The organism is Massilia sp. PAMC28688 (genome assembly GCF_019443445.1).
Classification (GTDB): Bacteria; Pseudomonadota; Gammaproteobacteria; order Burkholderiales; family Burkholderiaceae_D; genus Telluria_A.
Genome location: NZ_CP080378.1, coordinates 4,316,091 through 4,334,648, shown reverse-complemented (window position 1 = coordinate 4,334,648; position 18,558 = coordinate 4,316,091). Strand labels below are relative to the sequence as shown.

Here is an 18,558-nt window from a genome sequence, read left to right as displayed (position 1 = left end):
CATGCTGACAAGCACGGGGTTCTTCAGCAAGGATAATCAGCGCGGCGACATGCCCGACTCCTGGGCCGGCAAAAAGACATCGGGCGATGCGGTCATGCTGTGCCAGATCTACGCCGTCGATCATGCCACTGGCCAACTCGCGGCCAGGACCCTGCCAGGCCAGAAAATGGCGACTGTGACGGACGGGATCGAGATGGTGCAGCTTAACGTCGACCCCGGCGACGGCCAGGAGCAGGCCAAGGACAATATGCGCCAATACCTGTATTTGATGGGCAAATACGGCGGCAAGCAGCAGATGTTGAAGGCTTCGTACGAAGCAACGCACGGCCCCTCGCCTGCCGTGGGCGTGAAAAACGTCTATGTTTACCGTCCTCGCAAGCCCATGCCCTGGAAAACCGTGTACCCGGTCAATGCAACGGACGGCCGTACCACAAAGTCCTTCGACAATTTCGCGCTGCACCATAACATCTCGTTCGAGCAGCTCAAGGTTTTCTGGAACTTTGCCGTAGCGCTTGCGAAAAAGACGTCTGACCGCAAGCCCATTGTCGAGATGATGATGAACTTGTACGGCATTGAGCGCTCCCGCGCGACCAACCTTGCCATTAACTTTGTCACTGACGTACGTGTTGACAATGACGCGATTGTCACCCTGTTCAACCGGGTCACCTGGCGCGGCTGGAATCTGGTCGAAGGACCGGCATCGGACCTGCGCCACGACGATCCCGGCACCCGGTTCGATGACTTCGACATCAGTGCGATGCCAGAATCGCGGCAAGCGCGCATCAAAGCCGTGAAAACGCTGAATGCCACTGTGGAAGCCATCACCACAGCCATGCGCGGAGGCGGCATGATGATCAACGAAACGGAAATCGATATGTCGAAAGCGTCTTTCGGGGAGTCCTACCGGGCGCTGGCCGAATCTGCCCGCACGGCGATGAGCGCCATCCGCCAGTACCAAGACGAGGACTTCATCGCCTTCAACCCACTCATGTGGATTTACAAGCCACGCGGGCGCGAGTGGCGATTCGAGTTACGCCGGCCCTGAAGCGGGCGCGACCGAGCGCATGAGCAGCACGGCCGCGATATGACTTTTATAGGTCAGGCGGCGGCTTTTCTCCACGTCTGGCGCCGCATGCCGGCGAGAATGCCCAGCGCCAGAAGCGCGGCAGGCAAGCTGGCCGGCTCCGGCACTGCTACCACGGCGCCTGGCACAGCGAAGCTGCGCAGGAGCGTCGCATCGTTGAACAGCATATTGAGCGAGTGGCTCGAATCGACGGTGGCGCCACAGCACACACTCGCGTCCAGGAAGGCGCCGACAAAGAAACTCTGCCCTGGCGTCAGCAGATAGTTGACGGTCGTCGAGACCATCCCGGTGTCGTACAAGGTCTCTGAACCCCTGGCGAAGACTGCCGGCATGTTCAGACAGCGGCCACGGACCGGTCCGGCGAACAGGATGGGACACAGTTCTTCCCCTGCCAGACCGTTGTCCGAATATCCGAAAGAATATCCGCTCGTGTCGAAAATGCTGACCTGGAAGGTCGAATGATTACCCTGGCGGTCCACGTTGGGCCGGGAAAAGACGGAATCGAGCGTCGCTGTCAACGTCAGCAGAAACGGCGTGTCGCCAGTATAGGTATAGCCCTGAACGCCCCATACATTGGCGTCGGCCCAGGAACTGCCGCCATAGTTCGTGTTCGACGGGCCGGTGGCCGCCGGATTGCTGTAGGCGTAGGCGTGCAATGAAGGCAGATAAGACGTTGTGCTGATTTCAGCGCTGGCCCATGCGCTGCCGCGCGCGTCGCTCGATTGCGACAAGACGCCCGTCGGCCGGTGCACGGTCGTGCCATTGTAATCATCGTTTGACACGAGATTGCAGGCCGTGCGGGCAGCGTTCCACGCACAGTCAAATACGCCGGTCTGGGCGCTGGACCCGAAGGTGGTCAGGGTTGGCGAGGCCCACGCCTGCGAAGCAACGATAAGCGATCCAGCGGCAAATATTGCGGAAATATAATTTTTCATCTCTTCTCCGAACAGTTAGTCAGCAATGTGCGCCGGAGGTGGATGTTGCCGCCGGCGCGACTGTGACAGCTTGAATGCGCCAGGCGGGCGCCTGAACGCAAAGATGGCGATTAGCAATATTCATGCCACTTCAGGAGTTTTCACAGCCCTCGTGGCGCCACGGGTCAATAGCAGGCGCGAGCACTGCACGAGTGTAAAGTTTGGCGACAACCGCGCTGCCGGCCGCGCGCCATGAAAGCGCGCACGTAAGGTCAAGGATCAGGGACGGCAAGGCACGGCGAAGTCGACATGGTAATGCTCGTCATGCCGGACCCACGGCTTGCCTTTCATAAATTTGACGTGGCGCTGGAGATACGGGCCGCGGCGGGTTGCCAGCAACTGCACCGTGAAGGCAGGGTCCAGGATCACCTGGCCGATGCCCGCGTGGACAGCGGCGATGGTACTGTACGAGGTGTAGTTGGTCCCGGCCAGGGGCAGGCGCACGCCGTGTTCCAGCCGGCCCGCAGCGGCCCGCCCGAAACACTGGCTCGGGGCCGCCAGCGCATCAGACGCCGCAAGAATCGCGCATGCCAGTGCCAGGCGCCGGATCACTTGGTCCCTGCCGCCAGATCGATGCGGCGCTGCAGCCGCGCCGCTTCTGCCGTGTCGCCCGCCGCCATGGCGCGCTGGTGCGACACGCCCAGCCACACCAGTAATGGCCGGCGCCAGCCCTGGGCCGATGCGGTTGCGGTGGCCGCAGCAATATCGGCCGGCGTGACGCGGCCCGCCCTCATTAGCACCCCGGCTGCCACCAGTTGCGACAACGGATCGGCAATCGCCGACAGCGCCCCCCTGCCCTGCACCACCGCGCGGTGCTGCTCTGGCAGCAGGGCGGCATCGAGTCCCTCCCAGCGGCCGGTGAGGTATTGCGCGTAGGCCCGTTCGGCCGCCGTGGCGTCCTGCACCAGCGCGGCGAAGCCGGGGCAATCGTCCATCTCCAGCGCCGCAGTGCGCGTGGCGCAGCGGTACAGCTCCGCGTGCGCCACCAGGTCCGGGCGGCCGGTACTGGCCATTTCGCTCCGGGCGCGCGCAAATTCGGCATCAGCCCTCGTGCTCTCGCCCTTCAGGTAGGCCTGGCTGTACGCCTTGAGCGAAGAGCCGGCGTTGGTCTTCCAGTCCGGCTGCACGGCTTTGCTGCCGCAGCCGGCAGCGAGAACCGCTGCAATCATCAAAGCGAGGTTTTTCATGGCAGCTTGAGCTCCTGTTCGCGGGCAAATGGCCACTTGCGGTTGATCTCCTCGATCAGCCGGGTGACCTTGCGCAGGCTGGCATCGACTTCCGCCCGCAATGCGCCCAGGTCCTGGGTGGCATCCTTGGCATTGCTGGCAGCCGCCTGCGCCTCCACCAGCACGGCGTCCACCTTCTTCAGGCTTGCGCTGGCATCCTTGAGCACCACGTTGAGCTGGCGTACCGCTGCCTGGGTATCATCCATGACGCCGGCCTTGCCGAACACGCGCTGGTCCGTCTTGATCAGCAGCGCGTCCACCCGGTCGAGCGTTTGCAGCATCTTGCGCGCCTCGTCGTCGCTGCCCAGCGCGCCGCCGAGCATGCCGTACTTGCCGCTGAAGCGCCCCGTCACCGCTTCGATATTGGCCAGGGTGTTGTTGATCGCTGAGCCGTCGCGCGTCATGTTGTCCAGGTTTTCGAGCAGCGTGCGCGCGCTCGCCACCAGCTTGGGAATTTCGGCGGCCGTGTCGCCGCGCAGCACGGTGCGCACCGCGCCGTCTTCCAGCGGCGGATCGGTGAGGATGCCGGAATAGGCACGGATGCGCGTTTCGCCCACCATGCTTTTCTCGACCGTGAATACGCTCGACGAGCGCAGCCACTTGGCGTCCTTCTGTGTCACGTCCACCAAAATGCGCGCCTTGCCGTCCGGCGCCAGCTCCACGCGCTGCACGCGGCCGATGGGAAAGCCGGAAAACGTGACATCCATGCCCGGAATGACGCCTTCCGAGTCTTCCGACAGCAGTATCAGGCGCTGGGTATTTTCAAACACGCCGCGCGCGTACATGATGTAGAGCAGGAAGGTCAGCACCAGCGCCCCCATGAGCACCAGCAGGATCACGGCCTTGATCTCGACATGGGCGACCGGTTCGGCGGGCGACTCGGCGTCATTTTCATTCATGATGCAGTCCTCAGATATATTTGATGGCCAGTGACGCGGCCTCGATGACGAACAGCACAAACAGCAGCCGCATGGCGCCTGGCTGCACGGTCGAGGGCGACACGATTCCCAGGCGGTAGTTTTCCAGGATGGCGGCAGTGGGGATCACGGCCACGGCCAGGCCAAAGAACACGGTCTTGAAGACAAAGCCGATGGTCACCGCGGGATCGAACACCCGCCCCACGGTGCGCGTGTATTCCAGCACACCCCAGGGCGAGCCGCCATACACGCTCACGTAGGCCAGGATCAGCACAATGACGCTGCTGACCATGGCCAGGCTCAGGACCGCAAAGGCGTTGGCGATCACCTGCGGCACCAGTTCGCGCCGCAGCCGGCGCTGCGCGCGGATGGACGACGCCTCGTTGTCGGAAGCGGTGGCCATGACCGCACGCGCGTCGCCGGCATTGTAGGCCAGGCCTGCGCGCAGGGCCACGAACATGGCCGCGGTCAGGGGAATGAGTTCGAGCACCAGCACCCGCACCACCATTTCAAGCGCATAGCGCGACAGGACCGTAGCTGAGGGCGGTGACCACCACGATCCGGATCAGCACCAGGCTGACCAGCGCCGAGAGCAGCGTAAACCACGGCAGCACCAGCCAGGTGCTGCTGTAAATGTGGCGCGAGGTGGCGATGCGGTTTTCGCGGTCGTAGGTCCCCGGCGAAAACGCCATCACCAGCGCCACCGCGCCCAGGTACACGGTATACCACCAGCTGGCCAGGTAGCGCGTGAGCAGGCCTGCCCATTCTCCGGGCTTGGCGTACAGGAAGGAGCGTGGCGGCATCATGCTATTGACGGTTGGCCTGCTGCACTCCGCTCACTTCCGCAATCGCCAGCAGGGCCTTTTGCAGCTGCGCGGTCGACCCGATTTCGGCCGTGAAGGTCATGCGCGCCTGGCCTTTGGCACTTTGCGTGTTCACGCCGGTGACGTTGATCTTCTCGCGCGAGAACACCTCGGAAATGTCGCGCAGCAGTCCCTGGCGGTCACCGGCCAGGATGAAGATATCGACCGGGTAGACCGTATCCTGCCCGGTGCGTCCCCAGTCGGTGTGGATCACGCGTTCGGGCGCCTTGGCGCGCATCTCGGCAAAGTTCTTGCAGGTCGCGCGGTGGATCGATACGCCCTTGCCGCGCGTGACAAAGCCGACGATGCCGTCGGGCGGTGCGGGCTTGCAGCACTTGGCCAGCGCAGTCATCAGGCCATCGGTGCCCACCACGAGCACGCCCGAGTTGGCGCCCTTTTCCACGCTCGATGCGCGGCTCTTGTTGAGCACAACCGCATCTTCCGGGACCACCACTTCGCCCGTTTCGTGCAGCGCCTGCTCCACGTGGCGCAGGCTGAATTCCTCCTTGCCCACGGAAATGAACAGGTCATCGACCTTGTTAAAGCCCAGTTTGTGCGCCAGCGACTCCAGGTTGACGGCCGTCTTGCCCTCGCGCTGGAGTGATTTTTCCACCATGGCGCGCCCGTGCGAGAGTGTCTCCTGCAGGTCGATCGCGTGAAACCAGGCCCGTACCTTGGCGCGGGTGCGGGTGCTGACCGTGTAGCCTGCACTGAGCCAGTCGCGCGATGGCCCGGCCGTGCCAGGGGCCCCCTTGGCGGTGATGATTTCGCAGGTCTGCCCGCTCTTGAGCGGCGTGTTGAGCGGCACCATGACGCCGTCCACGCGCGCACCGCGGCAGCGATGGCCAACTTCACTGTGCAGGTGGTAGGCAAAGTCAATCGGCGTGGCGCCCACCGGCAGCTCCAGCACCCGCGCTTGCGGCGTCAGCACGAAAATCCGGTCGTCGAGGGAGGTCGACTTGAGTTTTTCCACCCATTCGCGCTGAATCTCTTCCTGGCCCACGACCGCGTCGGCCACGTCGGACTTCCACGCCAGCAGCTGGCGCAGCCAGGCGATCTTTTCGTCATACTTCTGGCCCTTGAAGTTTGAGCCGCCCTCTTCCTTGTAGCGCCAGTGCGCGGCGATACCGTATTCGGCGAAGTTGTGCATTTCCTGGGTACGGATCTGCACTTCCAGCGGGCGCCCGTCTTCGGCCGTGACGACCGTGTGCAGCGACTGGTAGCCGTTGGGCTTGGGGCGCGAGATGTAATCGTCGAATTCCTTGGGAATCGGGGTCCAGATATTGTGGACCACGCCCAGCACGCTGTAGCAGGTCTTGTCGTCGGCCACAATCACGCGAAAGGCGCGCACGTCGTACAGTTCGGCGAAATCGAGTTCCTTGCCGCGCATCTTGCTCCAGATGCTGTAGATGTGCTTGGGCCGCCCGAACACTTCCGCCTTGATGCCGGCCGCCGCCAGTTCCGTCTGCAGGCGCACGATGGCGGTCTGCACGAAGCCCTCGCGCATCATGCGCTTTTCTTCGAGCATTTTCGCAATGCGCCGGTAGGTATCCGGTTCGATGAAGCGGAATGACAGGTCTTCCAGCTCCCATTTGAGCTGCCAGATGCCAAGCCGGTTGGCCAGCGGCGCGTACAGTTCCAGCGTCTCGCGCCCGTACGCTTCGGTCATGTCGTTGAACAGCTTCTGGTCGGCGAAATAGCGCAGCGTCGTCACGCATGAGGCCAGGCGCACCAGCACCACGCGCATGTCGCTGGCCATTGCCAACAGCATCTTGCGCAGCGTCTCAACCTGGGCCACGGCGCGCTGGGCAGCGTTCTTGCCACGCCCCACGCTCTCCTTCCCCACCGTCATGTCGCGCAGCCGGATCAGCTGGCGCACGCCGGTGACAAGGTCGGTCGCTTCCTTGCCGACCAGCCCTTCGAGGCCGGCGACAGCCTGCGGATCGAGCACGGTCAGTTCGAACATGAGCCCCGCGATGCGCGTTTCAGCATCGCTGCGCAGGAAGGCGAGCGTGCTGGCCACGCCGAGCGCGAACTCCAGCGCGTTCTGGCCCGACGCGCACACCTTGTCGAGGTAAGCCTCACTGGCGTAATCGAGCGCCGCCTGCACCCGTTCGCTGTCCTCGGGACCGAGTCCCTGTACCAGCTGGGTGGTAGCGCTGCCCAGCGCGGCGATTGACACCATGGCGAATTAACGCAGGGCTGCGGTGACGACCACTTCAACCAGGCACGCGGGATTGGCCAGCTTGGCTTCAACGGTGGCGCGCGGCGGCGTGTGGCCGGTGGCGACCCAGCTGTCCCATACCTCGTTCATGCCGGGGAACTGGGCCATGTCGGCAATGTAGATCTGGGCCATCAGGATGCAGGTCTTGTCGCTGCCGGCTTCGGCCAGCAGGCGGTCCACGTGGCCAAGCACTTCGCGCATCTGGCCGCCGATATCGGCGCTGGTGTCGTCGGCGATCTGGCCGGCGAGGTACACAGTACCGTTGTGAATGGCGACTTCCGACAGGCGCTTGCCGACGTGGAGACGGGTGATTTCCATGGTATTTATCCGATCAAAAATTTGCGTGCGATGGCGATCTGGTCGTCATGCATGAAGGTAGGCGCGTGGCCCACGTTGGGGATTTCGACCAGCTGCGCCCTGGGGCCGCGGCTGGTCATGATGTGCGCGGTATCGCGCGAAAGCAAGTCCGAATTCTCGCCGCGGATGAGCAGCGTGGGACAGCGGATGGCATCGTAGGCCGCCCACAGGCGCGCCTCGTCAGCTTTGGCCGATTCCGGCGTGGCGGCGCTAAATGGCTTGGCCAGGCCCATGTCATAGTGGCGCACCCACTGGCCGTCGTCCTGCTGGCGCAGCACGTCGGTGGCCAGCTTGTGCCACTGTTCTTCGGTGTGTTCGCCGAACGAGGCGGAGACTTCGCGCACAAAACGCGCGGCCATCTCAAAATCGGGAAAGCGCAGATCCTGGCCGATGTAGTCGCCAATGCGGCGCAGCGCGACCGGGTCGATGGTGGGACCGATGTCGTTGAGGACCAGTTTGCGCACCGGGTTGCCGGGAAGGGAGGCCAGCGCCATGCCGATCAGGCCACCCATGGACGTGCCGAACCAGTCGACCTGCGCATCATCGCGATGCGCGGTGACGCGCGCGATCAGGGTGACCATGTCGCTCACGTACTGGGGCACCTGGTACATGGCAGGATCGAGCAGCTTGCCTGAGCGGCCGCGCCCCACCACGTCCGGGCAGATCACGCGGTAGTGGTCCGACAGCGACTGTGCCATGACATCGAAGTCGTCGCCCACGCGCGTGACGCCGTGCGCGCAGATGAGGATTTCCGGATTGCTCTCGTCGCCCCATTCCTTGTACGACATGTGATGCAGACCGGTGGGCGAGCAGCACTGCACGGATTTAATTTTCGCTGCGGTCATGGTATGCACTTTATCTTTAAGGTTTAGAATTCTACATCATCACCCACTTACCTTTCCTACAGAGGACAGAATGAAAACAAGCATGTTGAGCGGCAAAACAGCACTGGTCACCGGATCGACCTCCGGCATCGGCCTTGGCATCGCACGTTCGCTGGCCCAGCAAGGCGCCAACATCGTCTTCAACGGCTTTGGCGACGCCCAGCAGATCGACAAGCTGTACAACGATGTAGGCAGGGAATTCGAGGTCCAGACGGCCTATCACAACGCCGACATGTCCAAGCCGGAAGAAATTGCAGCCATGATGCAGTTTGCGCAGGAAAAGTTTGGCGGCGTCGATGTCCTGGTCAACAATGCCGGCATCCAGCACGTGGCCAACATCGAGGATTTCCCGGCCGAGAAGTGGGACGCGATCCTGGCCATCAACCTGACCTCGGCATTCCACACCACGCGCCTGGCCCTGCCGGGCATGAAGCAAAAGAACTGGGGCCGCATCATCAACCTGGCCTCGGTCCACGGCCTGGTGGGTTCGGCGCAAAAATCAGCCTATGTGGCAGCCAAGCACGGCCTGGTCGGCTTTACCAAGGTGACTGCGCTGGAAACGGCCAGCACGGGCGTGACCTGCAATGCCATCTGCCCGGGCTGGGTGCTCACGCCCCTGGTGCAAAAGCAGGTGGACGACCGCGCCGCCCGGGATGGCCTTTCCAATGAGGCTGCCAAGAAGGCCTTGCTGGCTGAAAAGCAGCCGTCCGGCGAATTTGTCACGCCCGAAGAACTGGGCGCGCTGGCTGTCTTCTTTTGCAGCCCTGCCGGTTCGCAAGTGCGCGGCGTGGCATGGAATATGGACGGCGGCTGGACGGCCCAATAAGTGCACCCGGCCTTAGCGCAGGAACTTGCCGGCCTTCGCTTTCAGCAGCGTGATCAGCTCTGGCTGCATGTACGCATAATCGTCCGGAATATCAAGGCAGATTACGCGCTTGCCGTTGAGATGCTGGCGAAAGCGCTCGCCCAGACGGTTGCGGTGGCGCTTTTCCATCACAAAAATGATGGTAGCCCAGGCAATCTGTTATGGCGAAAGCGGGACGCTGGCGTCGCCGCCCAATCCCGCCGAATCGGTCTCCACGTTGGGCCAGCTGGCAAAAACCTGTTCGGCCGTGGGGCTGCGCAGGCGGTTCTGGCTGCAGATGAACAGGGCGCGGCGGCTGGAAGATGGATGTGTCATTCCGCCATGATACAGCCGTGCGCGCAAGCCTTGCATTTTCCCGGTCAATCCCCTGTCTGACAATGAAACCACCTTTATCGTTCCCGTCGCACCCAAGGAGGGGGCCATGACGCGGCTTCTTGCCGTATCGGGCAGCCTGCGCCGCGCGTCCGTCAACACCGCCCTGCTGCGCGCGGCCATCGCACTGGCCCCGGCCGGCACGGCAATCACACTGTTTGACAAGCTGGCCAGTCTGCCGCACTTCAATCCTGATATCGAGCACGAGCGGCCACCAGCGGTCGACGAATGGCTCTGCCTGCTGCGCGATTGCGACGGGATCATGATTGCCTGCCCTGAATACGCCCATGGCGTGCCGGGCGCATTCAAGAACGCGCTGGACTGGGCCGTAGGCTGTGCGGAGCTGGCACCCAAACCCGTCGCGCTGATCAATACATCGGCCCGCGCCGTGCACGCGCACGCCGCGCTGGTGGAAATTCTCACCACCATGGGCTGGCGCGTCATTGCGGAGGCGTCGCCTGTGATTGCCGTGGCCAATCAACATGATTCCGTGACCGGGATCAGCAGCGATCCCGCACTGAGGGCGCTCCTGGTCGCGGCCATCGAGGCCCTGGCTCGCGCCACGGCAAGGGAATAGTCTCTTAGCGAATCCTGATTCAAACGTCGCCGTTTTGCGCCAAGTCAAAGTAGTGTCGACAGTGGTGAAAATATTTTTTCGGCACTGATTCAGGTCGATAAATGATGAATAATGGGGAACCTTCATCCAGGCGTCGCGCCCTTTGTTCCCCGTGAAAAAACCTTTCTATAAGATCCTTTACGTCCAGGTGCTGTTCGCCATTGCATGCGGAATCGTGCTGGGCGCGTTGTATCCTTCGCTGGGCGTGAGCATGAAGCCGCTTGGCGATGGTTTCATCAAGCTGATCAAGATGATTATCGCGCCCGTCATTTTTTGCACCGTGGTGGCCGGCATTGCTGGCATGCAAGACATGAAGAAGATCGGGCGTGTGGGCGGCAAGGCATTGCTGTATTTCGAGGTGGTGTCGACGATTGCGCTTGCCATTGGTCTGCTGGTGGCCAACCTGGTGCGACCGGGCGACGGTTTCAACGCCGACCCGGCCACGCTCGACACCAGCGCCATCGCCGAGTACACGAGCAAGGCCAAGTCCCAGAGCATGACCGATTTCCTGCTCAATATCATTCCCAATACTGCTGTCGATGCCTTTGCCAAGGGCGACATTCTGCAGGTGCTGCTGTTCGCGATCCTGTTCGGCTTTTCCCTGTCCATGCTGGGCGAACGCGCACGGCCCGTCACCAGGCTGATTGACGACCTGTCGCACGTGATCTTCGGCGTGGTGGGCATCATCATGAAGGTGGCCCCGATCGGCGCCTTTGGCGCCATGGCTTTCACCATTGGCAAATTCGGGCTGGCGTCGCTGGTGCCGCTGGCCGCCCTCATGGGATCGTTCTACCTCACCTGCGCGCTGTTCGTGTTCGTGGTCCTGGGCGGCATTGCGTGGTTCACCGGCTTTTCGATCTTCCGCTTCATTTCCTACATCAAGGAAGAGCTGATGATCGTGCTGGGCACGAGTTCCTCCGAAAGCGCCCTGCCTGCCCTGATGCGCAAGCTGGAAAAACTGGGCTGCTCCAAATCCGTCGTCGGCCTGGTGGTCCCCACTGGCTACTCGTTCAACCTCGATGGCACCAACATCTACATGACCATGGCGGCCCTGTTCGTGGCGCAGGCCACCAACACAGAGCTCACGTTCACGCAGCAGATGACCATCCTGGGCGTGGCCATGCTCACCTCCAAAGGGGCGTCCGGGATCACCGGGGCCGGCTTCATCACCCTGGCGGCCACGCTGGCGGTGGTGCCGACGGTGCCGGTGGCGGGCATGGCACTCATCCTCGGGATCGACCGCTTCATGAGCGAATGCCGCGCCCTGACAAATTTCGTGGGGAATGGCGTGGCGACGGTGGTGGTGTCGCATTGGGAAAAGGAACTCAATCACGAACGGCTCGCAGCGGAACTGCGCCATCCTACCCACCTTGAGGAGGACAGGGAGCTGTATCCAGATCCGGCGCGCGCATGAGGCTGCCACCGTCGCGGCCGTCAGCCGCAGCGTGGCGCCACGGCGTGGCAGCATGAACTAGCTCGCGGCCGCCTAGACAGACTTGTCTTTACTACGTTCACGAGATAGCGCGGGCAATCTTTTTATTGCCTCGAGGGGGCGCGGTATTAGACATGGCGGTCTAGATGCGTTATTCTAGGTTTTTCTCCTGCCTGCCCTGCCATGACCAAAAGCCCTGCCCCGCCCAAGCCGACCGCCGCCGAACTTGATCTGCTGCAAACCTTGTGGCCACTCGGCTCGGCGACGGCCAAACAGGTGCATCAAAAGATGATGCAAGAGCGGCCCGAGGTCACCTACGCCACCGTGCTGCGGCTGATGCAGATCATGCACACCAAGGGCATCCTGATCCGCGACGAAAGCGAACGCTCGCACGTGTATGCCCCGGCCCAGGCACGCGACGCGCTGCAGACCAATCTTCTCAAGGATCTTATGCAAAAGGCGTTTGCCGGTTCGGCCAAGGCACTGGTGATGACGGCGCTTAAAAGCGGCATCTCCAAAAAAGAGCGCGACGAAATTGAAAAACTGCTCAAGGAAGGCGGCGACCAATGACCCTGCCCTTCCTGGTCGACTGCCTGGGCTGGACCCTGTTGCACTTCATCTGGCAGGGCGCGCTGGTGGGCAGCATCACGGCGCTGCTGCTTGCCGCGCTGCGCAACGCCGGTCCCATGGTGCGCTACAACGTGGCCTGCGCCGGGCTTCTGGCCTGTGTCATGTGGCCGGCCGCCGAACTGACCTTGCGCCTGCAAGGCGCCGACATGGTCACGGCCCAGATGCGCTTTGCCGATGCCCTGTTCACCGGCGCGGGCGGCTCGGCCGATGGCCTGTCGGCCTTCCTGCAAGGCCAGATGCTGTGGATTGTCGGGCTGTGGGCCAGCTGCGCGGCCGTGCTGGCCCTGCGCATGGGACTGGGCCTGCTGTGGATTGAGCGCAGCCGCGCCGGACACGGCACCGACGCCAGGCTGCAGGCAACCGTAACCCGCCTGGCCGGCGGCTTCGGCGTGTCGCGCAAGGTGCTGCTGCGCGTGGTGCCAGAGCTGTCCAGCCCCCAGACGGCTGGCTGGTTTCGTCCCGTGGTGCTGGTGCCGGCGTCGCTGGCCACCGGCATGCCGCCCGACCTCCTGGAAGCGCTGCTGGCGCATGAAATGGCCCACATCCGGCGCCACGATTACATCGTCAACCTGATGCAGCATGCGGTGGAGATCATCTTCTTCTACCAGCCCGCGGTATGGTGGCTGTCGCGCCGCATCCGGGCCGAACGCGAACAGATTGCCGACGACCTGGCTGCCCGGCACACAGGCTCACCGCGCACGCTGGCCCGCGCCCTGTCGGAGCTCGAGCGTTTCCAGTTTTCCTCGCACCACCTGGCGGTCGGCGCGGACGGGGGCGAGCTGCTGGCACGCGTCAAGCGCCTGGTCCGGCCAGATGCGCAGGCGCTGAACTGGACGGCCGTGCTGCCCGCGCTGGGCCTGGCGGCGGCGTGCCTGGGGCTGTATGCGCATGCGTCCACCCCACAGCTGGCAAACCCACAGCTTGCAGTACTGGACCAGATGCCGGTCGCCCTGTTTGACAGCTGCGCCAAACCACAGTACCCGGCAGCGGACCTGGCGGCCGGCCACACCGGCACCACCCGGCTCGGATTTGAGGTCGATGTCCACGGCAAAGTGGTGGCGTCGCGTGTAAACCGCACCAGTGGCCATGCAGGCCTGGACGCCGCCGCGCACAGGGCCATTGCCAAGTGCTCGTTCATCCCCGGCCGCGCCGGCGGCAAGCCGGTGCAGGCCTGGATGGAAATGCAGTACGTGTGGACGCTGAATTGATGCTCAATTGACGCGCGATTGAGGCGCGATTGTGGCGCGATTGAGGCGCGATTGAGGCGCGATTGAGGATGGACTGGGGCTTCGGCCCCACAACAAAACACCGGCCATGAGCCGGTGTTTTGTCTGGTGCCGCCAAAGATTGGCCGGTGCCGGTTTCAGCCCACGGCCACGGTCAGTTCGGCGCCGGTGGCAGCCTGCACCTGCTCGGGCGTGACGCCCGGTGCCAGTTCCACCAGCTTGAGGCCAGAGCCGGTCACTTCGATCACGCCCAGATCGGTAATGATCAGGTCCACCACGCCCACGCCGGTCAGCGGCAGGTCGCATTTTTTCAGGATCTTGTGCGAGGTGCTGCCATCCTTGGCCGTGGCCACGTGCTCCATCACCACGACCACCCGCTTGACGCCGGCCACCAGGTCCATCGCCCCGCCCATGCCCTTGACCATTTTGCCCGGAATCATCCAGTTGGCCAGGTCGCCCTTTTCCGACACCTGCATGGCGCCCAGGATGGCGAGGTTGATCTTGCCACCGCGGATCATGCCGAAGGAATCGGCCGAGCTGAAATAGGCAGCGCCCGGCAGCGCCGTCACGGTCTGCTTGCCGGCGTTGATCAGGTCGGCGTCGACTTCTTCGTCGGTCGGGAATGGGCCAATGCCCAGCAAACCGTTTTCCGACTGAAGGAATACTTCCATATCCTGGGGCACGTAATTGGCCACCAGGGTGGGCAAACCAATGCCCAGGTTCACATAAAAGCCGTCCTGCAGCTCTTTCGCCGCACGCGCGGCCATTTCATCACGAGTCCATGCCATGTTTCTCTCCGATTGATCTTAGTTGGCCCGCACGGTGCGCTGTTCAATGCGCTTTTCCGGATTGGCATTGAGGACGATGCGGTGGACGAAAATGCTGGGCGTGTGCACCTGGTCGGGATCGATCTCGCCCACTTCCACCAGCTTTTCCACCTCCACCACCGTAATCTTGCCGGCCATGGCAACATTGGGATTGAAGTTGCGCGCAGTCTTGCGGAACACCAGGTTGCCGGCACGGTCGGCCATGTAAGCCTTGACCAGCGCCACGTCAGCCACCAGGCTGCGCTCCATGACGTACTGCTCGCCATCGAACTCGCGCACTTCCTTGCCTTCGGCCACGATGGTTCCCACGCCGGTCTTGGTGAAGAAGGCAGGAATGCCGGCGCCGCCGGCGCGCAGCTTTTCAGCCAGCGTGCCCTGGGGCGTGAATTCCAGCTCCAGTTCGCCGGCCAGGTACTGGCGCGCGAATTCCTTGTTTTCACCCACGTACGATGAAATCATTTTCTTGATCTGGCGCGTGGTGAGCAATTGGCCCAGGCCAAAATCGTCCACGCCGGCATTGTTGGAAATGGCGGTCAGGTTCTTGACGCCCGAGTCGCGCAGCGCGAGGATGAGCGCTTCCGGAATGCCGCACAGGCCGAAACCGCCAACTGCGATGGTCTGGCCGTCGCTCACGATGCCGGCCAGCGCCGATGCCGCGTCAGGATAAACTTTGTTCATTACCCGTCCCTTTGTATAGTGAGAGCTAAATTCGCCCGTTCTGTACTACTGTCTAGATTCTCAGCATAAAATAGGCCCGCTAAAAGCACAATACCGTAGAAATACGGGAAATCCGCCTTTGTCCGTACGACTTGCCCTGGATCAGATGAACGCACTGCAATCGATCGATTACGAAATGATTTTTCAATATGCACCGGTGGGCATGTGCATTTCGGTGAACCGGGTCATCAAATCCTGCAACGATGCGGTCAGCACCATGTTCGGCTATGGGCACGGCGAGCTCGACGGCCAGTCCTTCCAGGTGCTCTATCCCACCATGGATGAATTCCTGCGCACGGGCGACCGCATCATTCCCGTCATGAATGCCAAGGGCGTCTATTCCGACGAGCGCATCATGCGCCGCGCCAGCGGCGAACTGTTCTGGTGCCACGTGAGCGGACGCGCCATCGACGCGCGCGAGCCGCTGGGCGCCGGGGTCTGGACGTTCGAGGATGTGAGCGAAAAGCGCCCGGTGACGGCGGAACTGACGCCGCGCGAGCGCGAAATCGCCGCGCTCCTGGTGGAAGGCAAGACCAGCAAGATCATTGCGCGTGAAACGGACTTGAGTCCGCGCACGGTGGAGATGCACCGCGCCAAGCTGATGCGCAAGTTTTCAGCGTCCACTTCCTCCGAGCTGGTCCACAAGCTGGTGGGCGTGAGCCGCTGAGCGGTTTTACTGCGCCGTCATGCCATCGTCGGCCGTGATGATGGCGCCATTGATGAAGTGGCTTTCCTCGGCCGCCAGCAACAGCAGCAGGCCATCGAGGTCTTCCGGCTTGCCGGCGCGCTTGCGCGGCAGCATGTCGATCAGCTTCTTGCCCTGCTCGGTGCCGAAATACTCTTCATTGATTTCGGTGGAAATATAGCCAGGGCAAATGGCATTGGTATTGATGTTGTACTTGCCCCATTCCACGGCCATGGCCTTGGTCATCTGCACCACGCCCGCCTTGCTCATGCAATACACGCCGATCTGCGGCAGCACCCGCAAGCCGGCCACCGACGCGATGTTGATGATGCGGTGCTGCTTGCGAGGGTCGCCCTTGGCGCGCGCAATCATGCGCTTGGCCGTCTGCTGGGCCACAAAGAAGGCGCCGCGCAGGTTGGTATCCATGACGTAGGAATAGTCTTCCGGCGTCACGTCCACCAGGCGCTGGGTGGTCGACACGCCTGAATTGTTGACCAGGATATCGATGGGGCCGGCTTCGGTCTCGGCGTGGGCGATGGCCGACTTGATGCTGGCCAGGTCCGTCACGTCTAGCGTGACCACGTGGGCGGCGCCGCCATCGGCCTCGATTTCGGCGCGCAGTTCCTTGAGGTGGTTGACGCGGCGCGAAGCGAGCACCACCTGGGCGCCGGCGCCGGCCAGGGCCTTGGCAAAACGGGCGCCGAGCCCGCTCGAGGCGCCTGTGATCAGGGCGATCTTACCTTCAAAATTGACTTCAATTCCCACGTTCGGCTCCTGTAGGGTGTGCCGCGCCTGGCTTGCAGTCCGGGACAGCGGCGAAAGCACAATGATTACACAAAACGACACTATTAGATGGCACCGTCTAATATTGCCCGTAAAATGGCGCCCAAGTTGCAATCCGAGGCAAAAACCCGCACACTCGTGCTTAAATTTTTCTACCCATGATGAGACCATGACAGAGCCAATCAATATTCTCGAACAATACGGCCCCCGCGAAGCGATGGAATACGACGTCGTTGTCGTCGGCGGCGGCCCTGCCGGCCTGTCCGCGGCGATCCGCCTCAAGCAGCTGGCAGCTGAAAAAGGCCAGGAAGTATCGGTATGCGTGCTGGAAAAAGGCGGCGAGATTGGCGCCCATATCCTGTCGGGCGCCGTGATGGACCCGCGCGCCCTGACTGAGCTGTTCCCCAACTGGAAGGAAATGGGCGCGCCGCTCAATACGGCCGTGACGGAAGACCGCATCCTGTTTCTGACCGAAAAGAAAGCGTTCCGCACGCCGGGCTTTGCCACGCCGGCCTGCTTTGAGAACCACGGTAATTACGTGATCTCGCTGGGCAATGTGACGCGCTGGCTGGGCCAGCAGGCCGAAGCGCTGGGCGTGGAAATCTTCCCGGGTTTTCCCGCCGCAGAAATCCTGTACAACGACGATGGCTCGGTCAAGGGTGTGGCGACCGGCAACATGGGCGTGGACCGCCATGGCAATCCGACCGATGCCTTCCAGCTCGGCATGGAACTGCACGCCAAGTACACCTTCTTTGCCGAAGGCTCGCGCGGCCACCTGGGCCGCCAGCTGATGGCCAAGTATGACCTGAACCGGGGCCGCGACCCGCAGTCGTACAGCATCGGCATCAAGGAATTGTGGGAAATCGATCCGGCCAAGCACAAGCCGGGCCTGGTGATCCACACCACCGGCTGGCCGCTCAAGTCCGATACCTATGGCGGCTCCTTCCTGTACCACATGGAAAACAACCAGGTGGTGGTGGGCTATGTGATTGGCCTGTCGTACGAAAATCCTTACCTGAATCCGTACGAGGAATTCCAGCGCTACAAGACACACCCGGAAATCCGCACCTTCTTTGAAGGGGGCAAGCGCATTTCCTATGGCGCGCGCGCGATTACCGCCGGCGGCCTGCAAGCCCTGCCCAAGCTGGTATTCCCGGGCGGCGCGCTGATTGGCTGCGATGCGGGCTTTCTGAACATGAGCCGCATCAAGGGTAGCCACGCGGCCATCAAGACGGGCATGCTGGCGGCTGAAGCGGCCTTTGGCGCGCTCGGCGAGCAGCGCCAGCACGATGAACTGGCAGCCTTCCCTGCCGCCTTTGAAGCGTCGTGGCTGCACGAGGAACTGCACGTGGCGCGCAATGTCAAACCTTGGCTGTCCAAGGGCTTGTACCTGGGCTCCATCATGACGGGCATCGACCAGCTCATCCTGCGCGGCAAGGCGCCATGGACGTTGCACCGCAATTACGGCGACCACGAGTGCCTGAAGCCGGCGGCCAATTACGCGCCCATCGTGTACCCCAAGCCCGATGGCAAGCTGACCTTCGACAAGCTGTCGTCGGTGTTCATTTCCAACACCAACCATGCGGAAGACCAGCCCATCCACCTCACGCTCAAGAACAACAGCGTGCCGGTGGCGGTCAACCTGGCCAAGTATGCCGGTCCGGAATCGCGCTATTGCCCGGCAGGGGTGTATGAATTCGTCAAGACCGATGCCGGCGAAGACCGCCTGCAGATCAATGCGCAAAACTGTGTGCATTGCAAGACCTGTGATATCAAGGATCCGACCCAGAACATCGTATGGGTGACGCCGGAAGGCGGCGGCGGACCGAACTATCCCAACATGTAATACCGAAGGCCGCGCAGATCGCGGCCTTTT

Annotated in this window: 20 protein-coding genes and 1 pseudogene; 8 read left to right on the top strand and 13 right to left on the bottom strand. The window is 62.5% G+C overall.

Features of this window, described 5'->3' with window-relative positions; genetic code table 11:
- Window position 1: 1 nt before the first annotated feature.
- A complete protein-coding gene (locus tag KY495_RS19325) occupies window positions 2-1,045 on the top strand; it encodes a hypothetical protein (protein WP_219880956.1) in 1,044 nt (347 codons plus the stop codon).
- Window positions 1,046-1,098: 53 nt separating this feature from the next.
- On the opposite strand, the gene KY495_RS19320 is transcribed toward KY495_RS19325, so the two are convergent.
- The 9 genes from KY495_RS19320 to KY495_RS19285 form a co-directional block, all read right to left on the bottom strand.
- Window positions 1,099-2,019, bottom strand: coding sequence for a PEP-CTERM sorting domain-containing protein (locus KY495_RS19320; RefSeq protein WP_219880955.1), 921 nt, complete (start codon window positions 2,017-2,019; stop codon window positions 1,099-1,101).
- 258 nt (window positions 2,020-2,277) lie between these two features.
- Complete coding sequence (locus KY495_RS19315; RefSeq protein WP_219880954.1) at window positions 2,278-2,610, bottom strand: hypothetical protein; 333 nt, start codon at window positions 2,608-2,610, stop codon at window positions 2,278-2,280.
- Window positions 2,607-3,245, bottom strand: coding sequence for a hypothetical protein (locus tag KY495_RS19310; protein WP_219880953.1), 639 nt, complete (start codon window positions 3,243-3,245; stop codon window positions 2,607-2,609). Before KY495_RS19310 ends, KY495_RS19315 begins: the two co-directional genes overlap by 4 nt.
- Window positions 3,242-4,183 (bottom strand): MlaD family protein, encoded by a 942-nt coding sequence (locus KY495_RS19305; RefSeq protein WP_219880952.1) that lies wholly within the window; start codon window positions 4,181-4,183, stop codon window positions 3,242-3,244. Before KY495_RS19305 ends, KY495_RS19310 begins: the two co-directional genes overlap by 4 nt.
- Before the next feature lie 10 nt (window positions 4,184-4,193).
- Window positions 4,194-4,709 carry an ABC transporter permease gene (locus tag KY495_RS24325; RefSeq protein ID WP_307728203.1) on the bottom strand — a complete coding sequence of 172 codons (516 nt, stop codon included), beginning with the start codon at window positions 4,707-4,709 and terminating at the stop codon, window positions 4,194-4,196.
- A 1-nt stretch (window position 4,710) separates the two neighbouring features.
- The gene (locus KY495_RS24320; protein ID WP_307728202.1) at window positions 4,711-5,007 is read right to left on the bottom strand and encodes a hypothetical protein; all 297 of its coding nucleotides are present in this window, start codon (window positions 5,005-5,007) and stop codon (window positions 4,711-4,713) included.
- A gap of 1 nt (window position 5,008) precedes the next feature.
- Entirely contained in the window at window positions 5,009-7,249 is a 2,241-nt protein-coding gene (locus KY495_RS19295; RefSeq protein WP_219880951.1) for a bifunctional (p)ppGpp synthetase/guanosine-3',5'-bis(diphosphate) 3'-pyrophosphohydrolase, read from the bottom strand.
- Window positions 7,250-7,255: 6 nt separating this feature from the next.
- Window positions 7,256-7,606, bottom strand: a complete 351-nt coding sequence (locus tag KY495_RS19290; protein WP_219880950.1) for a RidA family protein — start codon at window positions 7,604-7,606, stop codon at window positions 7,256-7,258.
- 5 nt (window positions 7,607-7,611) lie between these two features.
- Complete coding sequence (locus KY495_RS19285; protein ID WP_219880949.1) at window positions 7,612-8,490, bottom strand: alpha/beta fold hydrolase; 879 nt, start codon at window positions 8,488-8,490, stop codon at window positions 7,612-7,614.
- A gap of 82 nt (window positions 8,491-8,572) precedes the next feature.
- Here KY495_RS19285 and KY495_RS19280 point away from each other — a divergent pair, with 82 nt between their 5' ends.
- Complete coding sequence (locus KY495_RS19280; RefSeq protein WP_219880948.1) at window positions 8,573-9,355, top strand: 3-hydroxybutyrate dehydrogenase; 783 nt, start codon at window positions 8,573-8,575, stop codon at window positions 9,353-9,355.
- 12 nt (window positions 9,356-9,367) lie between these two features.
- On the opposite strand, the pseudogene KY495_RS19275 reads toward KY495_RS19280, so the two are convergent.
- Window positions 9,368-9,709: pseudogene (locus tag KY495_RS19275) on the bottom strand (low molecular weight protein tyrosine phosphatase family protein).
- A 106-nt stretch (window positions 9,710-9,815) separates the two neighbouring features.
- On the opposite strand from KY495_RS19275, the gene KY495_RS19270 reads away from it, so the two are divergent.
- From KY495_RS19270 to KY495_RS19255, 4 genes are all read left to right on the top strand, one after another.
- Window positions 9,816-10,343, top strand: a complete 528-nt coding sequence (locus tag KY495_RS19270) for an NADPH-dependent FMN reductase (RefSeq protein WP_219880947.1) — start codon at window positions 9,816-9,818, stop codon at window positions 10,341-10,343.
- Between the two features lie 151 nt (window positions 10,344-10,494).
- Complete coding sequence (locus KY495_RS19265) at window positions 10,495-11,796, top strand: dicarboxylate/amino acid:cation symporter (protein ID WP_219880946.1); 1,302 nt, start codon at window positions 10,495-10,497, stop codon at window positions 11,794-11,796.
- 201 nt (window positions 11,797-11,997) lie between these two features.
- On the top strand, window positions 11,998-12,384 hold the full coding sequence (locus KY495_RS19260) for a BlaI/MecI/CopY family transcriptional regulator (protein ID WP_219880945.1): 387 nt from the start codon (window positions 11,998-12,000) through the stop codon (window positions 12,382-12,384).
- Window positions 12,381-13,652 carry a M56 family metallopeptidase gene (locus KY495_RS19255; RefSeq protein WP_219880944.1) on the top strand — a complete coding sequence of 424 codons (1,272 nt, stop codon included), beginning with the start codon at window positions 12,381-12,383 and terminating at the stop codon, window positions 13,650-13,652. The genes KY495_RS19260 and KY495_RS19255 overlap by 4 nt, the downstream gene beginning before the upstream one ends.
- 155 nt (window positions 13,653-13,807) lie before the next feature.
- Here the strand turns inward: KY495_RS19255 and KY495_RS19250 are convergent, their stop codons facing one another.
- Both KY495_RS19250 and KY495_RS19245 read right to left on the bottom strand, forming a co-directional pair.
- On the bottom strand, window positions 13,808-14,458 hold the full coding sequence (locus KY495_RS19250; RefSeq protein WP_219880943.1) for a 3-oxoacid CoA-transferase subunit B: 651 nt from the start codon (window positions 14,456-14,458) through the stop codon (window positions 13,808-13,810).
- Window positions 14,459-14,476: 18 nt separating this feature from the next.
- On the bottom strand, window positions 14,477-15,175 hold the full coding sequence (locus KY495_RS19245; protein WP_219880942.1) for a CoA transferase subunit A: 699 nt from the start codon (window positions 15,173-15,175) through the stop codon (window positions 14,477-14,479).
- Between the two features lie 145 nt (window positions 15,176-15,320).
- On the opposite strand from KY495_RS19245, the gene KY495_RS19240 reads away from it, so the two are divergent.
- Window positions 15,321-15,881: a PAS and helix-turn-helix domain-containing protein gene (locus KY495_RS19240; protein WP_219880941.1), complete on the top strand. Its 561-nt coding sequence runs from the start codon at window positions 15,321-15,323 to the stop codon at window positions 15,879-15,881.
- A gap of 6 nt (window positions 15,882-15,887) precedes the next feature.
- Here the strand turns inward: KY495_RS19240 and KY495_RS19235 are convergent, their stop codons facing one another.
- Window positions 15,888-16,664: an SDR family oxidoreductase gene (locus KY495_RS19235; RefSeq protein ID WP_219880940.1), complete on the bottom strand. Its 777-nt coding sequence runs from the start codon at window positions 16,662-16,664 to the stop codon at window positions 15,888-15,890.
- A gap of 187 nt (window positions 16,665-16,851) precedes the next feature.
- On the opposite strand from KY495_RS19235, the gene KY495_RS19230 reads away from it, so the two are divergent.
- Complete coding sequence (locus KY495_RS19230; protein WP_219880939.1) at window positions 16,852-18,528, top strand: electron transfer flavoprotein-ubiquinone oxidoreductase; 1,677 nt, start codon at window positions 16,852-16,854, stop codon at window positions 18,526-18,528.
- The last annotated feature ends 30 nt before the right edge of the window (window positions 18,529-18,558 follow it).